This window comes from Micrococcales bacterium (genome assembly GCA_009784895.1).
GTDB lineage: Bacteria > Actinomycetota > Actinomycetes > Actinomycetales > WQXJ01 > WQXJ01.
The window spans coordinates 1-22,856 of sequence record WQXJ01000021.1 but is presented as its reverse complement, the minus strand read 5'-3'; the positions used below and the strand labels follow the sequence as shown (position 1 = coordinate 22,856).

Sequence of the window (22,856 nt, the reverse complement as noted above, 5' to 3'; positions counted from 1 at the left end):
GCCGGGCGGAAGGCAAGGCGCGTCCGGACGCCGATGCCGGGTTTCCGGCATCGGGCAGGTTGCGAATTGCGCGGCTGCGGACCCAGGGTAGAACATGTGCTACGGAGCGGTTATGCTAGCGCCATGCGCTCAGTGGGAATCAGGGAACTCAAACAGAACCCCTCTGCCATCATTCGTCGGGTCGAGGCTGGCGAGACCGTAACGGTGACGGTTCAAGGCCGTGAAGCGGCGTTGCTTGGTCCGCTCGACCGGCCGCTGCCGCGCGCCAGGTACTTGCACGGACTCGAGGTCTCAAGGCGTCTTCAGGGTGCTGCCGCGCCAGGTTCTGGCTATGCGGCAGAGCTTGCCTCCATGCGCCAGGGCGACCGGTTGACGGACCCCTGGGAGAATTGATGATTCTGCTGGACACGTCTGTGCTGATTGAATACCACCGGCTCGAGCCGCTGGACGATCAAGTCTGCTTCAGCGCCATCAGCTACGGCGAACTGGCCATGGGCGTTAGGGTGGCAAAAACCCAGACCGAACGCCACAGACGGCAAAGCATCTTGGCCGGCCTGGACGCAATTGGCCTTGAGTGGCTGCCGTTTGACCGCTTGGCCGCCCAGGGTTATGCCGAACTGGCAGCGGTGGTGTGGCAACGGCGCCGGGCCCACGCCCGTGCCAAGGACATCATGCTGGCTGGCCAGGCCTATTCGCTGGGTGCGAGTCTGGCCACTTTGAACTCAAAGGACTTCGAGTTGGTAGAAGACTTGGTTGTTGTGGTTGAGCCGGCGTTTGCCTAGAGGCTGTAGGTTCGCCTCAAGTCAGGCCCAACTTTTCGCCCTAGCCCTGCCGCTTGCTGCGAGACCTCGGACTCGCGTTCTGAGGGGTGGCCAGGCGGGGCGCGCGCTGCCGGAGCCCGGCCGTCCCTTGCCAAAGCTCCAACTCGCGTGTTGGTGCCTGCTGCGATGCCTCGGACTCGCTGAAAAGAGGGTGGTGACAAAGCTCGGACTCGGTGAGTAGAGGGTGGTGACAAAGCTCGGACTCGGTGAGTAGAGGGTGGCGACAAAGCTCGGACTCGCTGAAGTGGGGATGGTGACAAAGCTCGGACTCGCGGGTTTGTGTTGGGCCGATGCCGGAGCGTTAACGAAGAGACCCGGTGGCCAAGGCCACCGGGTCTCTTCTGAAAGGGTCTATTCGGTTTACTTCTTGGCGGGTTCCAGACCGGTATCCTCAGGGATCCGCTCGGGGTTGACACGCCGCTTGAAGGTGATGATCGACCAGGCCTGGTAGAGCAACACGATCGGTGTCATGATGCAGGCCACGATCGTCATCAGCTTCAACGTGGTTGGCGTTGAAGACGATGCTGCGATCGGCAGGCCGGTAATGGTGCCGTCGATCGGGGCAAAGCCCGTGTGCTCGGCACCGTCAAGGCCGTCGTACTTGGCCTTGGCGTCATCGGGCGCCAGCTCGAGCTGGCCGAGGAAGCCCTCGACGCCCAAGCCGCCTTCACCCAGTACCACGTTGGCGTTGCCAATCACGGCGTCAAGTGAGCTCAGGTTGTTGGTAATCAACTTGGTGATGTCAGCGCCATCGCCCAACAGGTTGCCATCGTCTCCGATCAGCTTGCCAATGTCGTCTTCCGACCAGCCGTCCAGTTTGGCGCCGCCACCTTGGACCACTGCAACCACGTCCTCAACACCAACGCCAAGACCATCGGCAATGGCCTGGGCGGTATCTCCGTCAACGTTTTCCAGCAGCGGCGGATAAATAACCGCAGCTAGAACCGGATCAGTCAGCAGGTCGCCGCCCCTAATGGTCACCTTTTGAGCGTTGATCACATTGGGGAACAAGCCGCCAAAGATGAACACCACCACCGAGGCCAAGGCCACGGTCATGAAGGTGAACGACAGACCGAACTTCTTGGCCATCGAGGTCAGGATAACCAGCACCAGCGCCACGGCAGCCACAATGAATACGATCCATGTGAAGGCCTTGTTGTTGGTGTACATGGTGACTAGCCACAGACCCCAGGCGGCCGCCAGCACAGTGCCGACAATGGCCAACTTGGGGGCCAGCTTCTCCGCCCGGGCCCTGAGGTCGCCCTCGGTCTTCAGCGCGGTGAAAAGAGCACCGTGCGTCAAGAACTGGGCTACCAAGCAAACGCCACCCAGCAGGGCTAGGCCGTTACCGGTGAAGACCAGATCCCAGAAGGTTCCGTCATAGAGAATCTTGGTTGGGCCAAGCTGGGCCGGATTGACGGCAGCCTTAACACCAACCACCAGGATGGTGAAGGCCACGCCCCACAGGAAGGTGGGCAAATACGAACCGAAGATGATGCAGCCATCCCACAGCTTGCGCCAGCCTGGGCTGTTGATCTTGCCGCGGTACTCCATGGCCACCGCGCGCACAATCAGACCCATAAGGATCAAGAACAGGGGTAGATAGGCCGCACTAAACAGCGTGGCGTACCACTCCGGGAAGGCGGCAAAGGTGGCGCCACCAGCGGTTAGCAGCCAAACCTCGTTGCCATCCCAGAACGGACCAATCGATGACAGCATGGCCCGGCGTTCGTTGTTCTTCTTACCCAGAATGGGCAGCAACATGCCCACACCAAAGTCGAAGCCTTCGAGCACCAGGTAGCCGATCCAAAGCACGGCGATTAGGCCGAACCACAGCAATTGCAGTGTGGTTGGGGATGCGGTTAGACCGTGAAGCAGTCTGATCAAGGCGCCGGCAGCAGTGCCGGTGTCGAGGGGTTCTGCCACTACAGCAGCCCCGGCGAATGTCTCAATAAACATTGTTACTCCTTCACCTCGCCTCAGTAGGAGAAGGTCAGAGGCTTGGAATCATCCAAGTCTGACTTCTCTTCGATGACGGCCTCTTCGAAGGGCGCACCCTTCGCTACATACCGCTTCATCAGGTAGAACCAGGCCACGGCCAGGGTCAGATAAAGCAGTGTGTAAACGGTCATGGACAAGGCCACGGTGCCACCGGTCACCACCGGCGAGTTGGCCATACCGGTTTGGAGCGACAGGCCGACATCTGGCGCCGGCCACCCGCCTGCCTCAGGCAAGACGTCCCAGCGCGGGTAGACGATGAACGGTTGGCGGCCAATCTCGGTGAAGATCCAGCCCATGGCAGCCCCGATGAAGGGCATTGGCAGCGACAACGCCGCCCAAGCCTTCAGGCCTGAAGAACCGGAGACTCGTCCGCCGCGTAGCGCCAGCAGGCCAATGACGGCCAGGACGCCGCTGAACAGCGCGAACGCGATCATCAGGCGGAATGTCCAGAAAATTGCCATCTGGTTGGGAATGAACTTCGAGGGGTTCGCCTCGACAGTGGCACCGGCCTCGGCGTAGGCGGCATCCAAAGCCGCGGCGGCCTTGTCGGCACCCATCACCGGCTGATCACCCCCATCGAGGGGCTTGAGCGGGGTCCCGTGAGCCAGTATGGACAGCATCTTGGGGATCTCAATGATCCGAGTCACACCCTCATCAATGAATTGGCCTGTGTTCTCATCGAACTTGCAGGCCCCAAAGGCCGCTACGGTGAAACCGACGCCCTCGTTTTCTGGGGTGACGCAAAGCATCTCTGCCGCTGCCATCTTGGTTGGTTGGACTTCGACCATGATCTGAGCCTGATGGTGGCCCGAGAGGCCAATCGACAAGCCAGCCACAACGATGACCCAGCAGCCAAAGGCGCCGGCCTTGCGGTAGACCTTGGCCTGCTCTTCTTTGCCGGCCCGCACTGACTTGACAACCCACCACACGGCGACGCCGGCGACGAAGGTGCCGGACACCAAGAAGGCCGTCGAGATGGTGTGCCACAAGGTGGACATTGACAACTTGGAGAACAAGACATCAGTTAAGGAATCCAGATGCGCCCGCTGTGCGGCGGCGTCGAACTGCGCCCCCACTGGGTACTGCATGAAGGAGTTTGCGGCCAGGATGAAGAAGGCTGAGAGGTTGGTCGCAATGGCCACCAGCCAAATCGACAGCAGGTGGACGCCACGAGAGAGGCGGCCCCAGCCGAAGATCCAAATCCCCAGGAAGGTGGATTCGATAAAGAACGCTGCCAGCGCTTCCATGGCTAGCGGCGCTCCGAAGATATCTCCCGCGACACGGGAGTACTCCGACCAGTTCATGCCGAACTGGAATTCTTGGACTATGCCGGTGACAATTCCCAACGCAAAGTTGATCAGCAACAACTTGCTGAAGAACCTGGTCAGGCGGTACCACTCGTCTTTGCCGGTCCGGTACCAGGCAGTCTGCATGATCGCCACCAGGGGCGTCAGACCGATGGTCAACGGCACGAAGATGAAGTGGTACACAGTGGTTATGCCAAACTGCCATCGGGCGAGATCAAGCGCTTGCACGTGCACCTCCGCGGTGAGGGGTCGGTACGGTATTGGAAAAAGTGCCCTCGCGGGCACAAAGCAGAGGGGCGCAGGGCCCCAAGCTCTTGTGACACGCTATGGTGAGGCTCCTCGCCAGTCCAGGACGAAAGTCCCAAATCCTTCACAGCTTCTCACAGATCATTCACAAAACACGGGAATATGGCCGGGAGAAAAAGTAGGAATACCCAGTGATGGTTGACAAATCCGCCGCGATTGACGGGGCGAAGCCGGGTCCGCAGCCTGAGGCCGAGCCGGCCAGTTGCTACCGTCAACTCGAGGCCTTGCTGGACCGAGTCCAAGGCCCGGTGGCCTACCTTGGCGGCGAGGTGAACTCACAGGTCAAACCCTGGAATCTAGGGGATGGCCCAACAATTAGGTGGTGCCTGGCCTTTCCTGATACCTACGAGGTTGGCCTGCCCAACCAAGGCTTGGCCATTCTCTATGAGGTTCTAAACGAGCGTACTGACGTCCTGGCGGAGCGCGCCTACACCCCGCGCAAAGACATGGAAACGGCTATGCGCCGCCATGACCTGCCCTTATTCACCGTAGACAGCCACAGGCCAGTGGCCAGTTTCGACATTCTCGGCGTGTCGCTCAGCACCGAACTGGGGTACACCAACCTTCTGACAATGCTCGACCTGGCCGGGCTGCCACTGCTGGCCCGCCAACGCCGTGACACTGACCCCCTGGTGATAGTGGGCGGGCACTGCGCCACCAACCCAGAACCCCTGGCCAGCTTCATCGATGGTGCGGTTTTGGGTGACGGCGAGCAGGTGGTCGGCGCCATTTCCCAAACGGTTGGGCATTGGAAACAGACCGGCCGGCCAGGCGGGCGCCAGGGCCTGCTGCGCCAACTGGCCATCGCCGGTTTGGTCTACGTGCCGGCCTTCTACCAGGTCAAGTACGATGCCGGCTGCGGCCAGATCGCCTCCGTCACCCCGGTAGACCCTCAGTTGCCCAGCCGCCCGGCCAAGCAGACGGTCGAGTTGCTCGATAATTGGCCCTACCCCAAGGCGCCACTGGTGCCCCTAGCCGAGGCCGTGCATGAGCGGGTCAGCGTAGAGATCTTCCGCGGCTGCACCAGAGGTTGCCGTTTTTGCCAGGCCGGCATGATCACCCGGCCGGTGCGTGAGCGTAGTTGCCAGGCGGTGGCCTCACAGGCGCGCCGGGCGTTGGCGGCCACCGGCTACGACGAGGTTTCGCTACTGTCGCTGTCAAGCGCCGACCATTCGCAAATCGCCCAAATCGCCCGGTCCATGGCGGACGAATACCAAGGCAGCCAAACCGGCCTGTCGCTGCCGTCCACCAGGGTTGACGCCTTCAACTTGAGTTTGGCCCAGGAATTGCACCGCGGCGGGCGGCGTTCCGGCTTGACCTTCGCACCGGAAGGCGGATCGGAGCGGATGCGACAGGTGATCAACAAGCAAGTGACCGAGGAAGACCTGATGGCCACGGTCAGAACCGCCTTTGAGCAGGGTTGGCGCTCGGTCAAGCTCTATTTCATGTGCGGTTTGCCGACCGAAGAGGAGGCTGATGTAGTCCAGATCGCCCAGCTGGCCGCAAGCGTTATCCAAACCGGCCGCCAAGTCACCGGCCGCCGCGACATCAATTGCACAGTATCTATAGGGCCGTTTGTACCCAAGCCTCACACTCCGTTCCAATGGGCCAGCCAATGCCCCGTCCCAGAGGTCGAACGGCGGCTCAAAGCCCTGCGTCAGGCCGTGGCAGCCAACCGCTCGACCGCCAAGTCAATCAAAGTGCGCTGGGGAGCGCCGCGGCCAGCCAGCTTAGAAGGCTTGTTGGCCAGGGGCGATAGACGGGTCGGGGCGGTCATCGAACGGGCTTGGCGCCTCGGCGCCAGATTTGATGCTTGGCGCGAGCATTTGGATATGGACCTTTGGCAAGCGGCGGCCAAAGACGTGCTCGAACCGCAGGGACTGTCGCTCGACTGGTACACCACCCGCCAGCGGGACTGGGACGAGGTATTGCCCTGGGACCACCTCGACACAGGCTTAGACCGCGAATGGCTCTGGGATGAATGGGTTGTGGCCCACCAGGGCCAAGGCGTAGAAGACTGCCGCTGGTCGACCTGCTACGACTGCGGGGTATGCACTACGCTCGGCACCGAAAACCAGTTGGCCGGAGCGGACCGATGAGCCCGGTAGGCCAGGTTGAAATGGCGCAGCGGGGTCCCGGCCCGGTCAAAGTGGCCCTGCACTACGGCAAAACCGGGCGGCTGCGCTGGGCCTCGCCTAGGGTGATGCAGCGGGTTTTCGAACGACTGGTCCGCCGGGCGTCGGTGCCAATCGCCTATTCGGCCGGATTCACGCCCCACCCCCGGTTGAGCTACCTGACTCCGGCCCCAACTGGAGCTGAGAGCCAAGCCGAATACCTGCTGATGCGGTTGGCCGCGCCCGGTTCGCTCGACCAGATCACCGCGGCCATGAATCAGGCCGCACCGGAGGGACTGTCCGTTTTCCGGGCGGTTAGCTGGCCGGGTCGCGATCTGGCCGAGCGGCTAGAGGCTTCGCTCTGGCGGGTCTACCTTCCCGGCCTCGACCAGACCCAGCTGGCCGATGCCACGGCCAAGCTGATGGCGCTAGAGGAGTGCCTAGTTGTGCGCCCGGCCTCGCCTCTGGCCGGTGGGGGACCAGGTCGCCCAGCTAGCCAAAACCACGACAGGCCGGTTGTTAGCCGGGAGGTGCGCGGCGCCATAGTGTCACTGAGGTTGGCCGATGACGGCGGCGAGCGGGCCGGCGGTGACAGCCACTTGGGCGCGCCGGGGCACCTTAGGAGCCAATTCGATCAATGTGGAATACTGGATGTGACTGTGCGGCACACCACACCAGCCGTGCGGCCCGATGACGTTGTTACAGCACTCGCCGAAGCAGCCGGTTTGGCCGCGAACGCACCTCCTAGGTTCTCGCGGTTAGCCCAGGGATTGCTCCGGGGGAACGCAGGGTCCTTGCAGGATCCGCTCTCCCGTTCGTAGTGCGGCAATGGCGTGAAATGGGAACCTGGTGGCAAACCGGGTTCCGACCGCGTCTATGGCGGTGGACGCCTCAGTGCGCCGCGCAGGCACGGGGAACCTGTTGACCAACAGGCTCCATCAGACTTAGCGCCGGCCCAAGGGCTGGCGAAAAACGGCCAAAGCTGGCGGCCAGGTGTGGGGCGCCGGCCGGCCTGGAGTAATAATGGCAGACGACCAGACACCAGTGCCTGGAGACGAACAGACCCCTCCCAAACGACCCCGCCGCGCCACAGCCAAGGCCGGGACAGTCGGCCCAGCCCCGGCTGTCGACGTTCCGACCAGCCCAGATGCAGCTGCGGCAGCGACCGCGAGCAGCGAGGTGGCCGAGACAAAACCGAAAACAGTGGCCAAGACTTCGACCAAATCCACCACCAAAACCAGCGCCAAGTCCAAAACCGCGACAAAACCAACGGCCAAGGCTAAGGCCAAGTCCGAGCCAACCCCCGCCACTGAGGCCGAGCCCCAAACCGAGGCCGAGGCAACCACCGAAGCCGCAGCCAGGGCCGAACCCAAGGCCGGCGCTACTACTGCAGCCAAGGCCAGGGCAAAGACCGCAAACAAGGCCAAGACCACGACTGAGACCACGGCCAAAGCCAAGACCACAACCCGGGCCAAAGCCGGCGCCGAGCCTGCCACAGACCAGGCCAGCCCAACTGAGCCAAACCAGGTGACGGCATCGGACAGTGAGGCCGAGGCCGGGCCAATGACGGTGTTGTTCCAAGCCCCGCAAACCCAGGTGCTGCCCAAACGGCCGCCAGCCGACGAGGCGCCCAAGGACACCCCCGCCGCCGAAGACGGCGACGATGCTCATGGCTCCCGGCGCCGGCGGGGCTCGCGCGGGGGTCGCAAACGGAGCGAGGGCCAAGCCCAGGAATCCGGCGAAGGCGAAACGCCGGCCGGCCAGGACCAGGCCAAAACCAGCGGCTCGAAGGGCCACGGCCCCGGCCAAGCCAAAAAAGAAACGGCCAAGAAAAAGAAAGACCCGGCCAAAACCAGCGGCAAAGCCGAACCAAAAGCCAGCGAAGCGGCCGCCTCAGCCCCAGGCGCTGACACGCCGGATGACGGTCTAGAGGACGAATCTGGCACCAGGCGGCGGCGCCGGCGGCGCCGGACCGGCGGCGAAGATGGCGACAGCGACAAGGTAACGGCACTAGAAGGCTCAACCCGCTTGGCGGCCAAACGGATGCGGCGCAAAGAGGACCGGCTGACCGGGCGGCGGCGGACCATCATCACCGAGGCGGAGTTCTTAGCTCGACGCGAAGCCGTGGCTCGTCGCATGATGGTGCGTCAGCTCGACGGCCGGATTCAGATTGCGGTGATGGAAGACGGTGTCTTGGTGGAACACTACGTCACCGGGCAATCCGGTTCGACTATTGCCGGAAACGTCTATGTGGGCCGGGTTCAAACTGTGCTGGCCTCAATGGAGGCAGCCTTTGTTGACATTGGCAAAGGTCGCAACGCCGTGCTTTACGCCGGGGAAGTCAATTGGGACGCGGCCGGCCTCGAAGGTCAGCCAAAGCGGATCGAACAGGCCCTAAAGTCCGGTGACGTGGTCATGGTGCAAGTCACCAAAGACCCGATTGGTCACAAAGGGGCCCGGCTGACCTCGCAAATCACGTTGCCGGGACGCTATTTGGTGTTTGTGCCTGGCGGCGGCATGACCGGCATTTCGCGGCGGTTGGCGGCCGGCGAGCGGGCTCGGCTGAAACAGATCCTGAAGGACATTGTGCCGCCGGACAGCGGCGTGATTGTGCGCACGGCGGCCGAAGGAGCCTCCGAGGATGACCTCAAAGCCGATATGGCACGCCTAACCGCGGCCTGGGACAAGATCAACGCCAAAGCCAAGACCAAGTCCGCTAGCGCCCCGGCTTTGCTCAGGGGCGAGCCGGATCTGGCCATCCGGGTAGTGCGAGACGTTTTCAACGACGATTTCGAAGATATGACCGTCAGCGGCGAAAAGGTTTTCGCAGAGATCACCGGCTACATCGAAGAAGTGGCGCCAGAACTGCGTCAACGGGTCAGCCTGTGGACGAAAGAAGGTGACCTATTCGCTGAACACCGGATTGACGAGCAGCTGGCCAAAGGCCTCGACCGCAAAGTCTGGCTGCCCTCCGGTGGCTCGCTGGTAATTGATGACACCGAGGCTATGTCGGTCATCGATGTCAACACCGGAAAGTTCACCGGCACTGGTGGCACGCTTGAAGAAACTGTGACGCGCAACAACCTCGAAGCCGCCGAGGAGATAGTGCGGCAGCTGCGATTGCGGGATATTGGCGGAATTATCGTGGTCGACTTTGTTGACATGGTCCTCGAATCCAACCGTGACCTGGTGTTACGGCGCCTGGTTGAGGCTTTGTCGCGTGATAGGACGCGCCACCAGGTGGCCGAGGTCACCTCTCTGGGCCTGGTGCAAATGACGCGCAAACGGGTTGGTCAGGGGCTGCTGGACGTTTTTTCAGAGCCCTGTGACTGCTGTAACGGCCGTGGCGTGCAGATCAACTCCACGCCGTTGACCAAGGGCAAAGGTGGCGACAGCGGTGGGGCGGCCAAGCGAAAGAAACGCGGTGGCAAGCGCCAAAAGGCGGCCGCCAAAACCGCCGATAGCGGCACCGTGCCTCAGGCGACTGAGGAGGTCAAAGCCACCTTGGCTTCGATCGCGGCGGCAGCAGCTCACTCGCGCGAGACTAGCTAAGCGATTCGCCAAAACAGGCGCCAGTCGCCGACCTAGCCCGCGCCGGAATTGGCCCAGTTTGGCCAAGAAAGTGATTGGTGATATCCACCAATTCAGAAGGCACAAAAGCGCCCGTCATGTGCATGTTTTGTGTCGATGCCTTCACGGGCAAGGTCGGTTGCTTGCCTGGAACGGCCCCCTGGGGCAGTATTGGGCCTTGTCAATTGCGCCGCAGCCTTGATTCATCTCCCGGTTGGACAATGCCTGGCGGGTTGGCCCAAGCAATTCGCGGCTCGGCCGCCTGACGGTGAAAGGTCATCGAGTGGTCCCACCCCCGACCTTGGCCGTGTTCTCCCCTCGCCCCCACCGACCTGCCCCATCACCACTGGTCAAGACGTTGGCATTAGTGGCTCTGGGCGGTCTGCTGTTGTCCGGTTGCGCCAGCCCTAAAGAGGTTGAGGCAACCGGCTCGGTGGTATTTGATCCGAACCAGGCCATGACCAACCCGAAGGATTATGAAGGCCCCTCGACGGCCAATTTGAACCTGGGCGAAATTGTGCCGGTCAGCCAGGCACCGACACCAAAGTTGCCGGTGACTGTGACTGATTCAGGCGGGGACGAAGTCACCGTCAACGACGTTAGCCGAATCCTGGCGCTGGACATTTACGGCACCACTAGCCAGATCGTCTATGGCTTGGGCTTAGGCGATAACGTCGTGGGCCGCGACACTTCCTCTGACTTTCCCGGTATCAAAGACAAACCAAGGGTGACCCAAAACGGCAATAGCCTTTCGGCTGAGGCCATTTTGGAGCTAGCCCCAACTGTCATCATCACCGACACCTCGCTAGGCCCCTTCGCTGTGATTGAGCAAATGCGCGAGGCAGGCATCGCAGTGGTGTTGGTTAGTTCTGAGCGTTCGCTCGAATCGATGAGCGACCTGATCAAAGAGATAGCCGGGTCACTAGGCCTGCCTGAACAGGGCGAAGCCCTGGCAAAGCGCTCAGCCGAGGCGGTCGACCAGGCCAAGGCCACTATCGCCAAGGCTGTGCCTGAGGACGCGGCCATGCGGTTGCGCATCATTTTCTTGTACGTCCGCGGCGAGGCTGGCATCTACTACGTCTTCGGCAAGGATTCCGGCACGGACTCATTGATCGAAGCGGTTGGCGGAATTGACGTGGCCGGTGAGGTTGGCTGGGACGGCATGCGTCCGGTCACCGACGAGGGCCTGGTGGCAATGAACCCAGACCTTATCTTGATGATGACCAACGGACTGGATTCGGTGGGCGGGGTCGACGGCCTACTCGAGCGCCTACCGGCCATCGCCGCCACACCGGCTGGCCAGCGCCGGCGGGTTGTCGACATGGATGACACCCAAATCCTGGCTTTTGGCCCCTCCACCAATGAGGTCTTGTTGGCCATGGCGGCTGCCATTTACACCCCCGACCCGAAGCCATGACCGAGACCGCCCTGCCAGCCCTGGCGCCCGAGCAACTGGCCCGCCTGGCTCAAGGCCGGCGCCAGGCCGTTGGCCTAGTGGTTGGCCTGGGCATTGTCGTTCTGGTGCTGGCCGTGGCCTCGGCTGCCTTGGGGCAGATCCGGGTGACGCCAGGACAGCTTTGGACCTCGCTGGTTCATCACTTTGGCGGCGCATCAGCTGCGGCCAGCGATGATCCTGGGGCCGCCACAATTGACGCGGTGCTATGGACCATTCGCTGGCCCAGGCTGGCCTTGGCCGCCCTGGCCGGAATGGCTCTGGCCACCGCTGGTGCCCTGATGCAAGGGGTTTTCACCAACCCCCTGGCTGAGCCAGGAGTGGTTGGCGTGTCTTCCGGTGCGGCCGCAGTGGCCTGCGCGGCTATCGCTTTTGGGGCCGGCTCGCTGGGTCCCTGGGCGGTGGCCATATCCGCCATTGCCGGAGCCTTGGGCGCCACTTTCCTGCTCTACACCCTGTCCCGGTCCGGTGGGAAAACCGAGGTTGTCACACTGGTGCTAATGGGCGTGGCCGTCAACGCCGTGGCCGGCGCCCTGATCGCCTTTTCCACCTTCATGGCGGACCGGCGCGGTGGTGAGGAGATCGTCTTTTGGCAACTTGGCTCCCTTAATGGCACCCGTGGCGTTTACCTGGCTCTGGTCACACCGTTGGTCTTAGTGGGCGTGGCCGGCGCCTGGCTGATGGCCCGCCGCCTCGACCTTTTGGCTTTAGGCGAGAAAGACGCTCGGCACCTGGGCGTGGATGTGGAACGCCTGCGGCTCGGTGGCATTGTCCTAGTTGGCGTGCTGACAGGGGCAGCCGTGGCCTTTTGTGGTGTTATCGCCTTCGTTGGCCTGGTGGTGCCGCATCTGGTTCGCCTGGTCACCGGACCAGGCCACCGTTGGCTTATCCCAGCCTCGGCCTTGGGCGGAGCCGTTATGTTGATGGCCGCTGATCTGATTGCCCGCACCGCTATGGCCTACGCTGAACTGCCCATTGGCATGCTGACCGCGCTAGTAGGCGGACCGTTTTTCTTCTGGCTGCTGCGCCGCACCCGCCGCAGGGCAGGGGGTTGGGCATGAACGGCGTCCTGGCCACCCAGGCGGTGACCTACCGGGTGGACAACTTCACTGTGCTTGATGGTGTTGACCTGGAGATCAAACCAGGCCAAGTGACAGTGGTGGTTGGCCCCAACGGTGCTGGCAAGTCGACCCTGCTGAGCCTGCTGGCCGGCGACCTGACGCCCAGCGGAGGGCAAGTTACCTACGACGGCCGGCCCATAGGCGAGTATTCCGTCACGAAACTGGCCCGCCTGCGTGCGGTTATGGCCCAGGAAAACGTTGTGGCTTTCCCCTTCACGGTGCTTGACATTGTGCGGATGGGCCGGGCACCGTGGCATGGGACCGACCAAGCAGAGATGGACGATGCCGAAGTGGCCTTGGCAATGGCGCGTACAGACACCTCATCCCTGGCAGAGCGACGTTTTCCAACTCTGTCTGGTGGGGAAAAGGCGCGTGTGGCCTTTGGCCGTACCTTGGTCCAACGGGGTCGGGTTTTGCTGCTGGACGAGCCGACCGCGGCCCTCGATATTAGGCACCAGGAAATGGTTATGGCTTTGGCCCGCGGGGAGGCCGCCGGTGGTGGAGCGGTGGCAGCGGTGGTCCATGACCTTTCGCTGGCGGCGGCCTGGGCCGACCAAGTGGTGTTACTTGACCGGGGCAAACTGGCCGGTTGCGGTACGGCCGAACAAGTCTTGACGGCCGAATCGCTGTCCAATGTTTATCAACACAAAGTTGATGTGCTCGACCACCCTCAAACCGGCGTCCGCATGGTTGTGCCTAGGCGGGGGACGGTATGAGACCAAAGCTGATCCGGATTTGGGCGGCCGTGGCCGCACTTGCCGCCCTGCCCTTGGCTGTGCTGGCCGCCCCGCCGGCCCATGCCGCCGCCGGCGTGGCCGTGTCCGGAGTTGATGGAAAGGCGCAGGCTGCGCTCGACGGGCCAACCACCTTGCAGCTATCGGGCAGTGGTTTCCAGTCGATCCAAAACGGCTTTGGCGGCATTTACGTCATGTTTGGCACAGTCACCGGGTCGTGGCGGCCGTCGATGGGCGGGGTCAGCGGCAAGGACTACCTCTATGTGCCTGACTCCCAAGCCAAGGACAACGCCGGCTATGAGAAATTCGTCGCCTTTCCCGGTTCGACCACCGGGGACACGGCCAACGGTGGTCTGCTCAACGCCAATGGCACCTGGTCAACCACACTGGTGGTACCGGGACCGACCTTCCAAACGGTCAACTCCTCCGGCCAAAACGTCACGGTCGATTGCCGCACCAGCCAATGCGGCATCATCACAATAGGCGCCCACGCGGTGGTCAACGCGGCTAACGAAACCTTCACTCCAGTTTCCTTTGGCGGTGGTGAGACCAGCGGTGGGACCGGTGGCACAGCTTCGCCTGGGGCCAGCCAGGCGCCCGAGGCCAGCGCGGCACCACCGGTCGAGGTCACCTTGGGCGTCGACCCAACTACGGCGGTGGCCGGCCACGCCCTTGGCTTCACCGCCCGGGGCTTCTTGCCCGGCGAGCAGGTCATAGCCGTTTTCGACGACGGTTTAGTGACGGTAGGACCGTTGACAGCCGGACGCTACGGCGAAGTCGCTGGCACGGTGCCGCTTGATCCTGATCTGCGCGTGGGCAGCCATGTGCTGAGGTTGGAGGGAGCCTCCTCCGGGGCCAAACCAGAAGCCGAGGTCACGGTCAGACGTGACCCGGCTTTGGTCAGCGCCGAAGAGGCCGCCAAAAAGGCCGAGGCCGAGGCCGCCCAGGCTGAGGGACTAACTCCACTTGAGACAGCGATTGTGGCGGCGGCCGGTGCTCTGGTCGTGATGGTGGTGTTCATGCTGGTTGCCGCCGGGGTGAGGCGGTCAAAGGCCAGGGCTGAACGCAAACGCCAACAAACTGGCCGCAGCGGGACTGGGCCACCGGCATCGGCCCGAAAACCGGCCAAATCCAAGGCCAAAGTGGCCCCACCGGCCCTCGCGGCAAATCCCGAGCCGCCAACCGCGCCGGCGGCACCGGAGCGGACGTCGGTTGAAACGCGGTCGGCGCCAACACTGCCGCCGGCCAGGCCAGCGCCGCCCGCGCCCCGACCCAAATACCCGCCCTTAACCCGGGTGTCCGGTCTTGACGACACCCAGGAGGTCCCCTCATGAGGGCGCCTGGCGGCACCGTCATAGCGCTCGGTGTGACCCTAGGCCTAGCTATTGGTGGCCTCGATTTGGCCTGGGCGGCCGATGACCCAGACCATGGCCCCATCACCGTGACCGTGGAAGTACCTGACGCCCATCCCGGCCCGACCCAAGGGCCTGACGACCCGGTCGGTGGCAAGGCCACCAACGCCGAGCTGGCTTGGTCGATCAACCGTGAGGTCAGGGGCAAAACCTACTTTGGCAACTGCAACTTCGTCATGGCCGGCAGGCCCGGCACCAACGGCAACGCCGGCAGCGCCAGCGCCTGGGAAAAGAACGGTGCCTCGCTTTACCACTCGACCAGTGGCAACGTTTCGATGGTGGGTGGCTCGGGGGCGGCGGTGCCCTATGGCCAGCGTTGCCTAGGACCAGATGGCCAGGCGGTCAAAGGCGAACCGGGCGGCACCTTCACCGACCACCAAATGCGGATCGTCAAAGGCAACGGCAACTTTGACACCAAAACCGGCCAAGCCCAAATCGCCTGGCAAGGCGCAGCCACAGTGGTGTTCTACGACGGTTTGGTCTACTTCTGGCTGCGCAACCCGGTGTTGAAGGTCTCCGCTGGTGGGGCCACTTTGACCGCCACCGTCGGTGGCTGGGGCTCGGATCGGGACGACCCGTCTAAGTGGCGTCAATTCTCAGAGACCACTTTGGTGGTGGCCCAAGCCACCGGTGTCAAACTGGAAGACAAAGGCGTTGTCCTCAAACCGAGCTACGCCGGTGTCGCCCTAAGCGGCGTGGCGGACCAGAAACTGGGGGCGGCCTCGACTCACCCCGGCGCTTGGCCGCAGGCTTTCGTCAATTTCCAGAAAGGCACTGGCCTGAGCCAGTACTGGTATTCGACCGGCAACAACCACGACTACCGCAAACCACCTGACGCCATCTATGTCTCCTGGGATGCCGATAAGTCGATCAACAAACCGCCGCCGGTCGACGGCGCCAACAGTGGCGGCGCCGGTGACGCCACCGCCTTCAACTCCACCACCACAGGCGGCGGAGGCGGTAGCGGCGGTGCTGGCGGCGGCGCCACCGAGCCCGCCGAAGACGACTCTTGGCCGTATTCGGCCGAGTCGGTTATGTACCAGGCCGGCCCCAAAGCCCTGGTACCAACGGCCACAGCCGAACGCCGAGCCCAGCGCCTGGCAGCCCAAATTGCACTCCTAACCCTCATAGTTACCATCGGATTCGGCCTGGTCGCCTGGCGGCGAGGCTGGTTCAGGTTCACACCGAAAGGAATCGACCGTTGAAGCTCTCGTTATCTCCCCGTAAGGCCCTGAGCCTCGCTCTAGCCGGTGCCCTCGCCCTAGCCGGGGTGACCTGGATGAGCTCGGTGGCTGGTGCCGCCGAGCAGGTCACCGACGTCCAGCTGACCTGGGCTATCAACGACCAAGTTGGCGCCGGAGCGCATGCCGGCGGCTGCAACTTCCTGATGGCCGGGACGGCTGGCGACGCCGGCTCGTCGCGTTTTTGGACTGAAGCCGACGGTTTCTACAAGTCCAGCGAAGGCAACGTCAAGGTCGAAAAACCGGGCACTGGAACCACCTGGGTCACCCCGACCTGGGCCACCAAATGCCAAGACGCCACCGGTGCGCCGGTCACCACGACAGCCGGATCAACCACCGCCAACCGGGTGGTCCTAAGCGGCGGTACCGGCACCATCGACAAGGACGCCGGGACAGCCACGATCTCCTGGACCGGTTCGTTCTCGGTGGTCTTCTACGGTGGCATGACCTATTGGAGTGCGGCCAACCCGACCCTAACCGTGCGGGCAGACGGTACGGCCTCTTTGACCGCCACCGGTTCTGGTTACGAGGCCTCCCAAAGCGGCGGCGTGGCCTGGCAGCCCATCAGCCCACGCGCAATCACCTTGGCCGATTTCGCTGGCGTTGACCTGTCGACAGCCTCCGGCCAGCTAACCCTGACACCGCGCTACGCCGACGTCACCGTCACCACACCCGGTGGTTCGGTCACCGGGGCCTTCCCCCAGTCGCTGGTTGACCTACAACAGCTAACCGGTCAAAGCTCCTATTGGTACGGCTCGGCCGCCAACCACCAGCCCAAGCCAGTGAGCCTGAGCTGGACCGCCTCCGGCGGTGGGGGCGCGCCAGCGGTAACAGTCTCGCGGACGGTCTTCTCTGAGGCCGGCGCCACCGAAGTGACAGTCGAAGGCACCGGTTTTGATCCGGCCATGGCCATTTCGACCCGGCCGCCGCTGATGGGTAAATCAGGCGGCGTTTACGTCACCTTTGGCAAGTACGCCGCGACTTGGAAACCAACCGAGGGCGCCGGTGCCGCCACCCGGCCCAATGCTGATGTCCGCTGGGCCGTTTTGGCCGCAGACATGGCCACTATTGGTGGTCCCACCCAAGGTGCCATTGAGCTCAGGTCAGACGGCTCGTTCACAGCCACACTGTCAGTTTCCAAAGAGGCGGCCGACGCAGCCGGCGTGGCCGGCGGCAACTATGGCATCTACACCTACGGCGGTGGCGGTGCCAATGTGGCCAGTTTCGAAACCTACACACCGGTCAGCTTCGAACCGGGCATCCCGATTGACGTCGAGGTGCCAGATCCGGACGATCCGGGCACCGGCCAGTTCTCCTGGACCATCACCTCCACTCCGGCGGTTTCCTTAGGCACAGCCAGTCAAAGCGGTGCCTTCTTTACCGCCGCCGGCCCGCTGCCCTCAATTACCGTGACTGATACCCGCTCCAGCGCGGCCGCCTGGACTCTAAACGGCCAGGTGACCGACTTTGTCAAAGGCACCGATAGTTTTGGCGCCCAATACCTGGGCTGGGTGCCGGCCATTGGCACCAACACCGTTGGGGCGGTTGCCGGTGACACCGTCCAGCCCGGAGTTGGCCTGAAAGACCCACGGACTTTGGCCTACTCCTCAGCCGGCCACCCGCTGGGTAGCGCTGAGCTTTCCGCTTTGCTGAACCTGTCGATTCCCACCACCACGCCGGCCGGCCAGTACACCGGCATGCTAACCATTACGGCGGTCGGCTAGCCGCCCGGCTGGGGGCACCAGGTGACGGTCGAATCAGCTCCGGCCGGCGGGCGGACCCTGCCAGCCTCTAAGCGGCGCCGGACCGGCCGGTTGGTTCAACTGGCCGGCGTGGCCCTGACCGCGGCTTTGGTCGTGGCGACGATGGCGCCAGCCGCCGCCCAAGGTGAGTTGGCGGCGCCAAGGACAGGGCCGGCATCGGGCATGAGGGCCGCTACGCCGGCGCCGGACCCAGGCGAGGTCAGCTGGGCGCTGGCCCCAGCCGAAGGCCAATTGGGCGCCGGGCGAGCCACCTTCGCCTACAACGCTGATCCCGGCAGCGTCATCAACGACGCCATGGTCATAACAAACCTGTCGCTGGTCCCAATCGAGCTGCGCATCTACGGTGCCGATGCTTTCACCACGCCCGATGGCCAATTCGACCTGGCGCCAGCCAAGGACCAGGCCAAAGACGTCGGTGCCTGGCTCAGCTTCGGCACCGAGTCGACCGGCTCCGGCCTGGTGCGGATTGAGGCCGGACAAGAGGCCAAGGTCGACTTCACCTTGGCTGTGCCGGCCGAGGCCCGTCCGGGGGACCACGCCGGTGGTCTGGTCACATCGCTGGTTGAGGCCACCACCGACGCCACTATTGGGGTGGACCGACGCTTGGCTTTGCGGGCTTACGTCACGGTTTCTGGTGAACTAGAGCCCGGTTTGAAGCTGACTGACCTGCGACTGGTATCGCATACCTCGGCCAACCCGCTCAGCGGCGGGCGGGTCACCGTCAGCTACACGCTGGCTAACACCGGTAACGCTCGGCTGGTGGCGAACGAAGTGGTCACAGTTTCAGGGCCGTTTGGTTGGGCCTCCCGCCAGGTGGAGCAGAACCTTGAAGAAATCCTGCCCGGCGGCGAGGTCAAGCGGCAAGCTGAGGTCAGCGGGGTCTTGCCGCTAGTGCGAACCTCAGCTGAGGTCACGGTCAACGGCCTGGCCGTGGGCCTTGGTGCTGAAGGCCAGCCGGCCGCGGCTTCCGGCACGGTCAAAGGCTGGTCGGTGCCCTGGGTCTGGCTGGCGGTGGTCTTACTAGCGGTGGGTGGCGCGGTCTTTTTGGCTCGCCGCCAGGCCTTGCGCTCAGTTGGTGCCGCCGCCAATGACGGCCCTAAGCCCGGTGGAGACCTGGGCGATTCGGACGGCTCAGGTAATGCAGAGACTGCCTAACCATCACGCGCCGGAGTTTGACCTGGCTGCGAGGTGGCCGTAGCCTAGTGGGTCGGCGTTGCCAAGACTTGGCGCGCCAAGAATCTGAAGCCAGCAGGGCAGCCCTGGGAGCCTGAGTCCAACGGTCTCCAAGTGCCCGCGATTAGAGACGAGCGACGTGGTGTACGCGATTGTAAAGGCCTCCGGCCGCCAGGAGAAGGTGTCGGTGGGCGACGTGGTGGTCATGGACCGCCAGCCGGGCAAGCCTGGCGAGGTCATCGAGCTGCCAGCCGTGTTGTGGGTAGACGGCGACAAGGTCAAATCCAGCGCCAAGGAACTGGCCAAGGTCAAGGTCACGGCCGAGATAATCGGCAACGAGCGAGGCAAAAAGATCAACATTCTGACCTACAAAAACAAGACCGGTCAGCGGCGCAGGCAGGGCCACCGCCAAGACTTGACACGCGTCAAGGTCACCTCGATCAAGTAGGCGCAAAGCACAAAGGGCACGAAAAGGACTGCGACATGGCACATAAAAAGGGCGCCTCATCTTCGAGGAACGGACGCGATTCGAACGCTCAGCGTCTGGGCGTGAAACTCTACGGCGGCCAGGCCGTGCGCACCGGGCAGATCATTGTCCGTCAACGCGGCACCCATTTCCATCCCGGCAACGGTGTTGGCCGCGGCCGCGACGACACCCTATTTGCCCTGGCAGACGGCAACGTCAAGTTTGGCCAGCGGGGCGGGCGCCGCGTCATCGACGTAGTTCAGGTCTAGCGCTGACCCTGTCCTTGGCAACGGCGCCCTGGGCTCCGACCGAGGCGCTGGCTCGTAGGTCTTAGAGGTGTATTGCTGTGGCAGAGTTTGTCGACCGGGTCCAGCTGCACCTAGAAGCCGGCAAAGGTGGCCACGGCTGCGCCTCAGTTAGGCGCGAGAAGTTCAAACCGCTCGGTGGGCCGGACGGCGGCAATGGTGGTCGAGGCGGATCAGTCGTTTTCGAGGTTGACGCGGGAGTCAACACGCTGTTGGGCTACCACCACACGCCGGTGCGACGGGCCGGTAACGGCTCTGGCGGCGGCGGATCACTGCGCGACGGGGCGGCCGGAAATGATTTGGTGCTGCCGGTGCCTAACGGCACTGTGGTCAAATCGCCCGATACCGGCGTCCTGGCAGATCTGATAGGTGCCGGTTCGCGTTTTGTGGCCGCCCGTGGCGGAGTGGGTGGCTTGGGCAATGCCGCCTTGGCCGGCCCGCAGCGCAAAGCCCCCGGTTTCGCCTTGCTTGGTGTGCCCGGTGAGGTGGCCGAGGTGGTCTTGGAGCTGAAGACCATTGCCGATGTCGCCCTGGTTGGCTTTCCTAGCGCCGGCAAAAGCTCGTTGGTGGCGGCCATGTCAGCCGCCCGGCCCAAAATTGCAGATTATCCCTTCACCACTTTGATCCCCAATCTGGGCGTGGTGGCGGCTGACGACGCCCGTTTTACCATGGCAGATGTGCCCGGCCTGGTTCCGGGAGCCGCCCAAGGCAAGGGCTTGGGGTTGGACTTCTTGCGGCATATCGAACGTTCGGCTGTGGTCTGTCACGTGATCGACACAGCCACGGTTGAACCCGGCCGCGATCCGGTCAGTGACTTCGAAGCCTTGGAGGCCGAGCTGGCGGCCTACGCCGGCGACGTTGGTATTGCCGGTGGGTCAGTGCCGTTGATGCGCCGGCCGCGGGTGATTGCGCTGAACAAGGCTGATTTGCCGGACGGGGCCGAGCTGGCCGAGATGGTCAAACCCGATCTTGAGGCCACTGGCTGGCCGGTGGTGGTGTGCAGTGCGACCAGCCACTTGGGTCTGCGCCAGCTGGCCTTTACCTTGGTCCGGTCGGTGGCCAAGGGAAGGGCCTTGGCCGAGGGCGAGTTGGCGGCCAGGGGTCGGCGGGTGGTCTTGCGACCAGAACCGGTTGACGCGCCCCAGTTCAAGGTCACGGTCCACGCCGGCGGCATCAGCGGGATGGCTCGGACCAGCCAGGGCTCCGGTGCGGCCTACCAGGTGCGGGGCGAAAAGGTCGAACGCTGGGTGGCGCAAACCGATTTCGCCAACGATGAGGCGGTCGGCTACCTGGCGGACCGCCTGGCCAAGGCCGGGGTCGAAGAGGCGTTAGCCCAGGTCGGTGCGGTGGCCGGCGTACCAGTGGTGATTGGTCCACTCGAAGGTGGCGTCATCTTCGATTGGGAGCCGTCTATGTCAACCGGTGCCGAACTGCTTGGATCACCCAGGGGGACTGACAGGCGGCTGGAGGAATCAACCCGGCCGACTCGCGGCGAAAAACGCCAGCAGTACCACGAGCTGATGGACGCCAAGGCCAGGGCCCGGGATGAGCTTTGGACCGAGCGCCTAGAAGGCCATTGGACTGATCCGAATAGTGTGGAGTCGTGAAGCATAACCCGCCCCGCAACCGGGCCGAGCTAGCGGCCGCCAAGCGTCTGGTGGTCAAAATCGGCTCGTCTTCCCTGGCCTGTGACAACGGTGTCTTCGATCCGGATTGCCTGGGCGGTCTAGTTGACGCGGTGGCGGCGCACGTTGGCCAGAACCGTGAAGTGGTGCTGGTGTCTTCCGGGGCCCAGGCCGCCGGCCTTGAGCCGATGGGCCTGAGCCGCCGGCCCAAGTCTTTGGCCCAAGCCCAAGCCGCCGCCTCGGTTGGTCAGGGCCTACTTATGGCCCACTACACAGCGGCGTTTGCCGCCCACGGACTGCAGGTTGGACAGGTCTTGCTGACAGCGCAGGACGTGGTCAGGCGAAGCCACTATCGCAATGCCCTTAGAGTCCTTGGTGAGTTGCTGCACCGCGACATTGTGCCAATCGTGAATGAAAACGATGCCGTGGCCACTGACGAAATTCGCTTTGGCGACAACGACCGGCTGGCCGCACTGGTGGCCCACCTGGTTCGAGCCGACGGTCTGGTGCTTTTGACGGATGTAGATGGGCTCTACGACGCGCCGCCTTCAAAGCCAGGGGCGCGCCGGCTGGCGGAGGTGTCCAGTTTCGACGAGCTTGAGTCCGTCGAGGTGACCGGTCGCGGTTCAGACGTCGGCACCGGTGGCATGCTGACCAAGGTCCAGGCCGCCGCCATGGCCACCAGTTCAGGTATTCCGGTGCTGTTGGCCGCTGCAGACCAAGTTGGCCCCGCCTTGGACGGAGCTGAGGTTGGCACTTTCTTCCAGGTCACCGGCAAGCGGGTGCCGGCCAGGCGGATGTGGCTGGGTTACGCCGCCAAAATGCGCGGCCGCCTGGTGATTGACGATGGAGCGGCCTTGGCCATCACCAAAGGCAAGAAGTCGCTGCTGGCGGTTGGTGTCAAACAGGTTGAAGGCGAGTTCGGCACCGGTGAGCCGGTCGAAATCACTGGACTTGACGGCAAAGTCCTGGCCCGCGGCTTGGCCGGCTATTCGGCCGAAGAGTTCAAACGCATCATTGGTTGGGATATGAGCCGGATCGAAGCTGAACTGGGGGCCGACAGAGCCGTGCCGGCCGTGCACCGCGACGAACTGGTGGTCCAAGCCCACGCTCGCCGCCCAGACCAACCCTGACCAGCCCCGACTATCGCCTCAACCGCGAGTCCGAGGTTTGGCATGCGGGCCGGGGCGGCGGGCCCAGCGGCACCCGTAGAGCCCGGGGCGATCGACTTGAACGTTTCGTTGAAGGGTTCGAATCGACTTGAACACTTCAATGATGGTGGTTTTTCGCCACCTGGGGAAACGCAGTTTGCCAGTCAACGAAGTGTTCAAGTCGATTGGCTGGATTCACTGAAGTGTTCAAGTCGATTGGCTGGATTCACTGAAGTGTTCAAGTCGATTGGCTGGATTCACTGAAGTGTTCAAGTCGATTGGCTGGATTCACT

General features: G+C 63.4%; 19 protein-coding genes. 16 read left to right on the top strand and 3 right to left on the bottom strand.

Going from position 1 to position 22,856, the window contains the following annotated elements:
* Window positions 1-123 precede the first annotated feature (123 nt).
* Together FWD29_05355 and FWD29_05350 are read left to right on the top strand one after the other, a co-directional pair.
* Window positions 124-393, top strand: a complete 270-nt coding sequence (locus tag FWD29_05355) for a type II toxin-antitoxin system prevent-host-death family antitoxin (GenBank protein MCL2803363.1) — start codon at window positions 124-126, stop codon at window positions 391-393.
* The gene (locus FWD29_05350; protein MCL2803362.1) at window positions 393-782 is read left to right on the top strand and encodes a PIN domain-containing protein; all 390 of its coding nucleotides are present in this window, start codon (window positions 393-395) and stop codon (window positions 780-782) included. The genes FWD29_05355 and FWD29_05350 overlap by 1 nt, the downstream gene beginning before the upstream one ends.
* A 399-nt stretch (window positions 783-1,181) precedes the next feature.
* On the opposite strand, the gene cydB is transcribed toward FWD29_05350, so the two are convergent.
* Together cydB and FWD29_05340 are read right to left on the bottom strand one after the other, a co-directional pair.
* On the bottom strand, window positions 1,182-2,780 hold the full coding sequence (cydB, locus tag FWD29_05345) for a cytochrome d ubiquinol oxidase subunit II (GenBank protein ID MCL2803361.1): 1,599 nt from the start codon (window positions 2,778-2,780) through the stop codon (window positions 1,182-1,184).
* 20 nt (window positions 2,781-2,800) lie between these two features.
* On the bottom strand, window positions 2,801-4,312 hold the full coding sequence (locus tag FWD29_05340; protein MCL2803360.1) for a cytochrome ubiquinol oxidase subunit I: 1,512 nt from the start codon (window positions 4,310-4,312) through the stop codon (window positions 2,801-2,803).
* Between the two features lie 257 nt (window positions 4,313-4,569).
* Here FWD29_05340 and FWD29_05335 point away from each other — a divergent pair, with 257 nt between their 5' ends.
* On the top strand, window positions 4,570-6,534 hold the full coding sequence (locus FWD29_05335) for a TIGR03960 family B12-binding radical SAM protein (GenBank protein MCL2803359.1): 1,965 nt from the start codon (window positions 4,570-4,572) through the stop codon (window positions 6,532-6,534).
* 20 nt (window positions 6,535-6,554) lie between these two features.
* Window positions 6,555-7,370, top strand: coding sequence for a TIGR03936 family radical SAM-associated protein (locus FWD29_05330; GenBank protein ID MCL2803358.1), 816 nt, complete (start codon window positions 6,555-6,557; stop codon window positions 7,368-7,370).
* 123 nt (window positions 7,371-7,493) lie between these two features.
* Here the strand turns inward: FWD29_05330 and FWD29_05325 are convergent, their stop codons facing one another.
* Window positions 7,494-8,156: a hypothetical protein gene (locus tag FWD29_05325; protein ID MCL2803357.1), complete on the bottom strand. Its 663-nt coding sequence runs from the start codon at window positions 8,154-8,156 to the stop codon at window positions 7,494-7,496.
* Between FWD29_05325 and FWD29_05320 the strand changes: the two genes are divergently transcribed.
* The 12 genes from FWD29_05320 to proB all read left to right on the top strand — a co-directional run bounded on the left by FWD29_05320 (window position 8,113) and on the right by proB (window position 22,545).
* A complete protein-coding gene (locus FWD29_05320; GenBank protein ID MCL2803356.1) occupies window positions 8,113-10,101 on the top strand; it encodes an Rne/Rng family ribonuclease in 1,989 nt (662 codons plus the stop codon). The genes FWD29_05325 and FWD29_05320 overlap by 44 nt on opposite strands.
* 385 nt (window positions 10,102-10,486) lie before the next feature.
* On the top strand, window positions 10,487-11,536 hold the full coding sequence (locus FWD29_05315) for an ABC transporter substrate-binding protein (GenBank protein ID MCL2803355.1): 1,050 nt from the start codon (window positions 10,487-10,489) through the stop codon (window positions 11,534-11,536).
* The gene (locus tag FWD29_05310; GenBank protein MCL2803354.1) at window positions 11,533-12,633 is read left to right on the top strand and encodes an iron ABC transporter permease; all 1,101 of its coding nucleotides are present in this window, start codon (window positions 11,533-11,535) and stop codon (window positions 12,631-12,633) included. The genes FWD29_05315 and FWD29_05310 overlap by 4 nt, the downstream gene beginning before the upstream one ends.
* A complete protein-coding gene (locus FWD29_05305; protein ID MCL2803353.1) occupies window positions 12,630-13,409 on the top strand; it encodes a heme ABC transporter ATP-binding protein in 780 nt (259 codons plus the stop codon). Before FWD29_05310 ends, FWD29_05305 begins: the two co-directional genes overlap by 4 nt.
* Entirely contained in the window at window positions 13,406-14,761 is a 1,356-nt protein-coding gene (locus tag FWD29_05300; protein ID MCL2803352.1) for a hypothetical protein, read from the top strand. The genes FWD29_05305 and FWD29_05300 overlap by 4 nt, the downstream gene beginning before the upstream one ends.
* On the top strand, window positions 14,758-16,044 hold the full coding sequence (locus FWD29_05295) for a hypothetical protein (GenBank protein MCL2803351.1): 1,287 nt from the start codon (window positions 14,758-14,760) through the stop codon (window positions 16,042-16,044). The genes FWD29_05300 and FWD29_05295 overlap by 4 nt, the downstream gene beginning before the upstream one ends.
* Window positions 16,041-17,804 carry an HtaA domain-containing protein gene (locus tag FWD29_05290; protein MCL2803350.1) on the top strand — a complete coding sequence of 588 codons (1,764 nt, stop codon included), beginning with the start codon at window positions 16,041-16,043 and terminating at the stop codon, window positions 17,802-17,804. The genes FWD29_05295 and FWD29_05290 overlap by 4 nt, the downstream gene beginning before the upstream one ends.
* 21 nt (window positions 17,805-17,825) lie before the next feature.
* Window positions 17,826-18,998 (top strand): DUF916 domain-containing protein, encoded by a 1,173-nt coding sequence (locus FWD29_05285; protein ID MCL2803349.1) that lies wholly within the window; start codon window positions 17,826-17,828, stop codon window positions 18,996-18,998.
* Window positions 18,999-19,155: 157 nt separating this feature from the next.
* Window positions 19,156-19,464, top strand: a complete 309-nt coding sequence (gene rplU, locus FWD29_05280) for a 50S ribosomal protein L21 (GenBank protein MCL2803348.1) — start codon at window positions 19,156-19,158, stop codon at window positions 19,462-19,464.
* Window positions 19,465-19,499: 35 nt separating this feature from the next.
* Window positions 19,500-19,751 (top strand): 50S ribosomal protein L27, encoded by a 252-nt coding sequence (gene rpmA / locus FWD29_05275; GenBank protein MCL2803347.1) that lies wholly within the window; start codon window positions 19,500-19,502, stop codon window positions 19,749-19,751.
* Window positions 19,752-19,828: 77 nt separating this feature from the next.
* The gene (gene obgE, locus FWD29_05270) at window positions 19,829-21,394 is read left to right on the top strand and encodes a GTPase ObgE (protein MCL2803346.1); all 1,566 of its coding nucleotides are present in this window, start codon (window positions 19,829-19,831) and stop codon (window positions 21,392-21,394) included.
* The gene (gene proB, locus FWD29_05265; GenBank protein MCL2803345.1) at window positions 21,391-22,545 is read left to right on the top strand and encodes a glutamate 5-kinase; all 1,155 of its coding nucleotides are present in this window, start codon (window positions 21,391-21,393) and stop codon (window positions 22,543-22,545) included. Before obgE ends, proB begins: the two co-directional genes overlap by 4 nt.
* The last annotated feature ends 311 nt before the right edge of the window (window positions 22,546-22,856 follow it).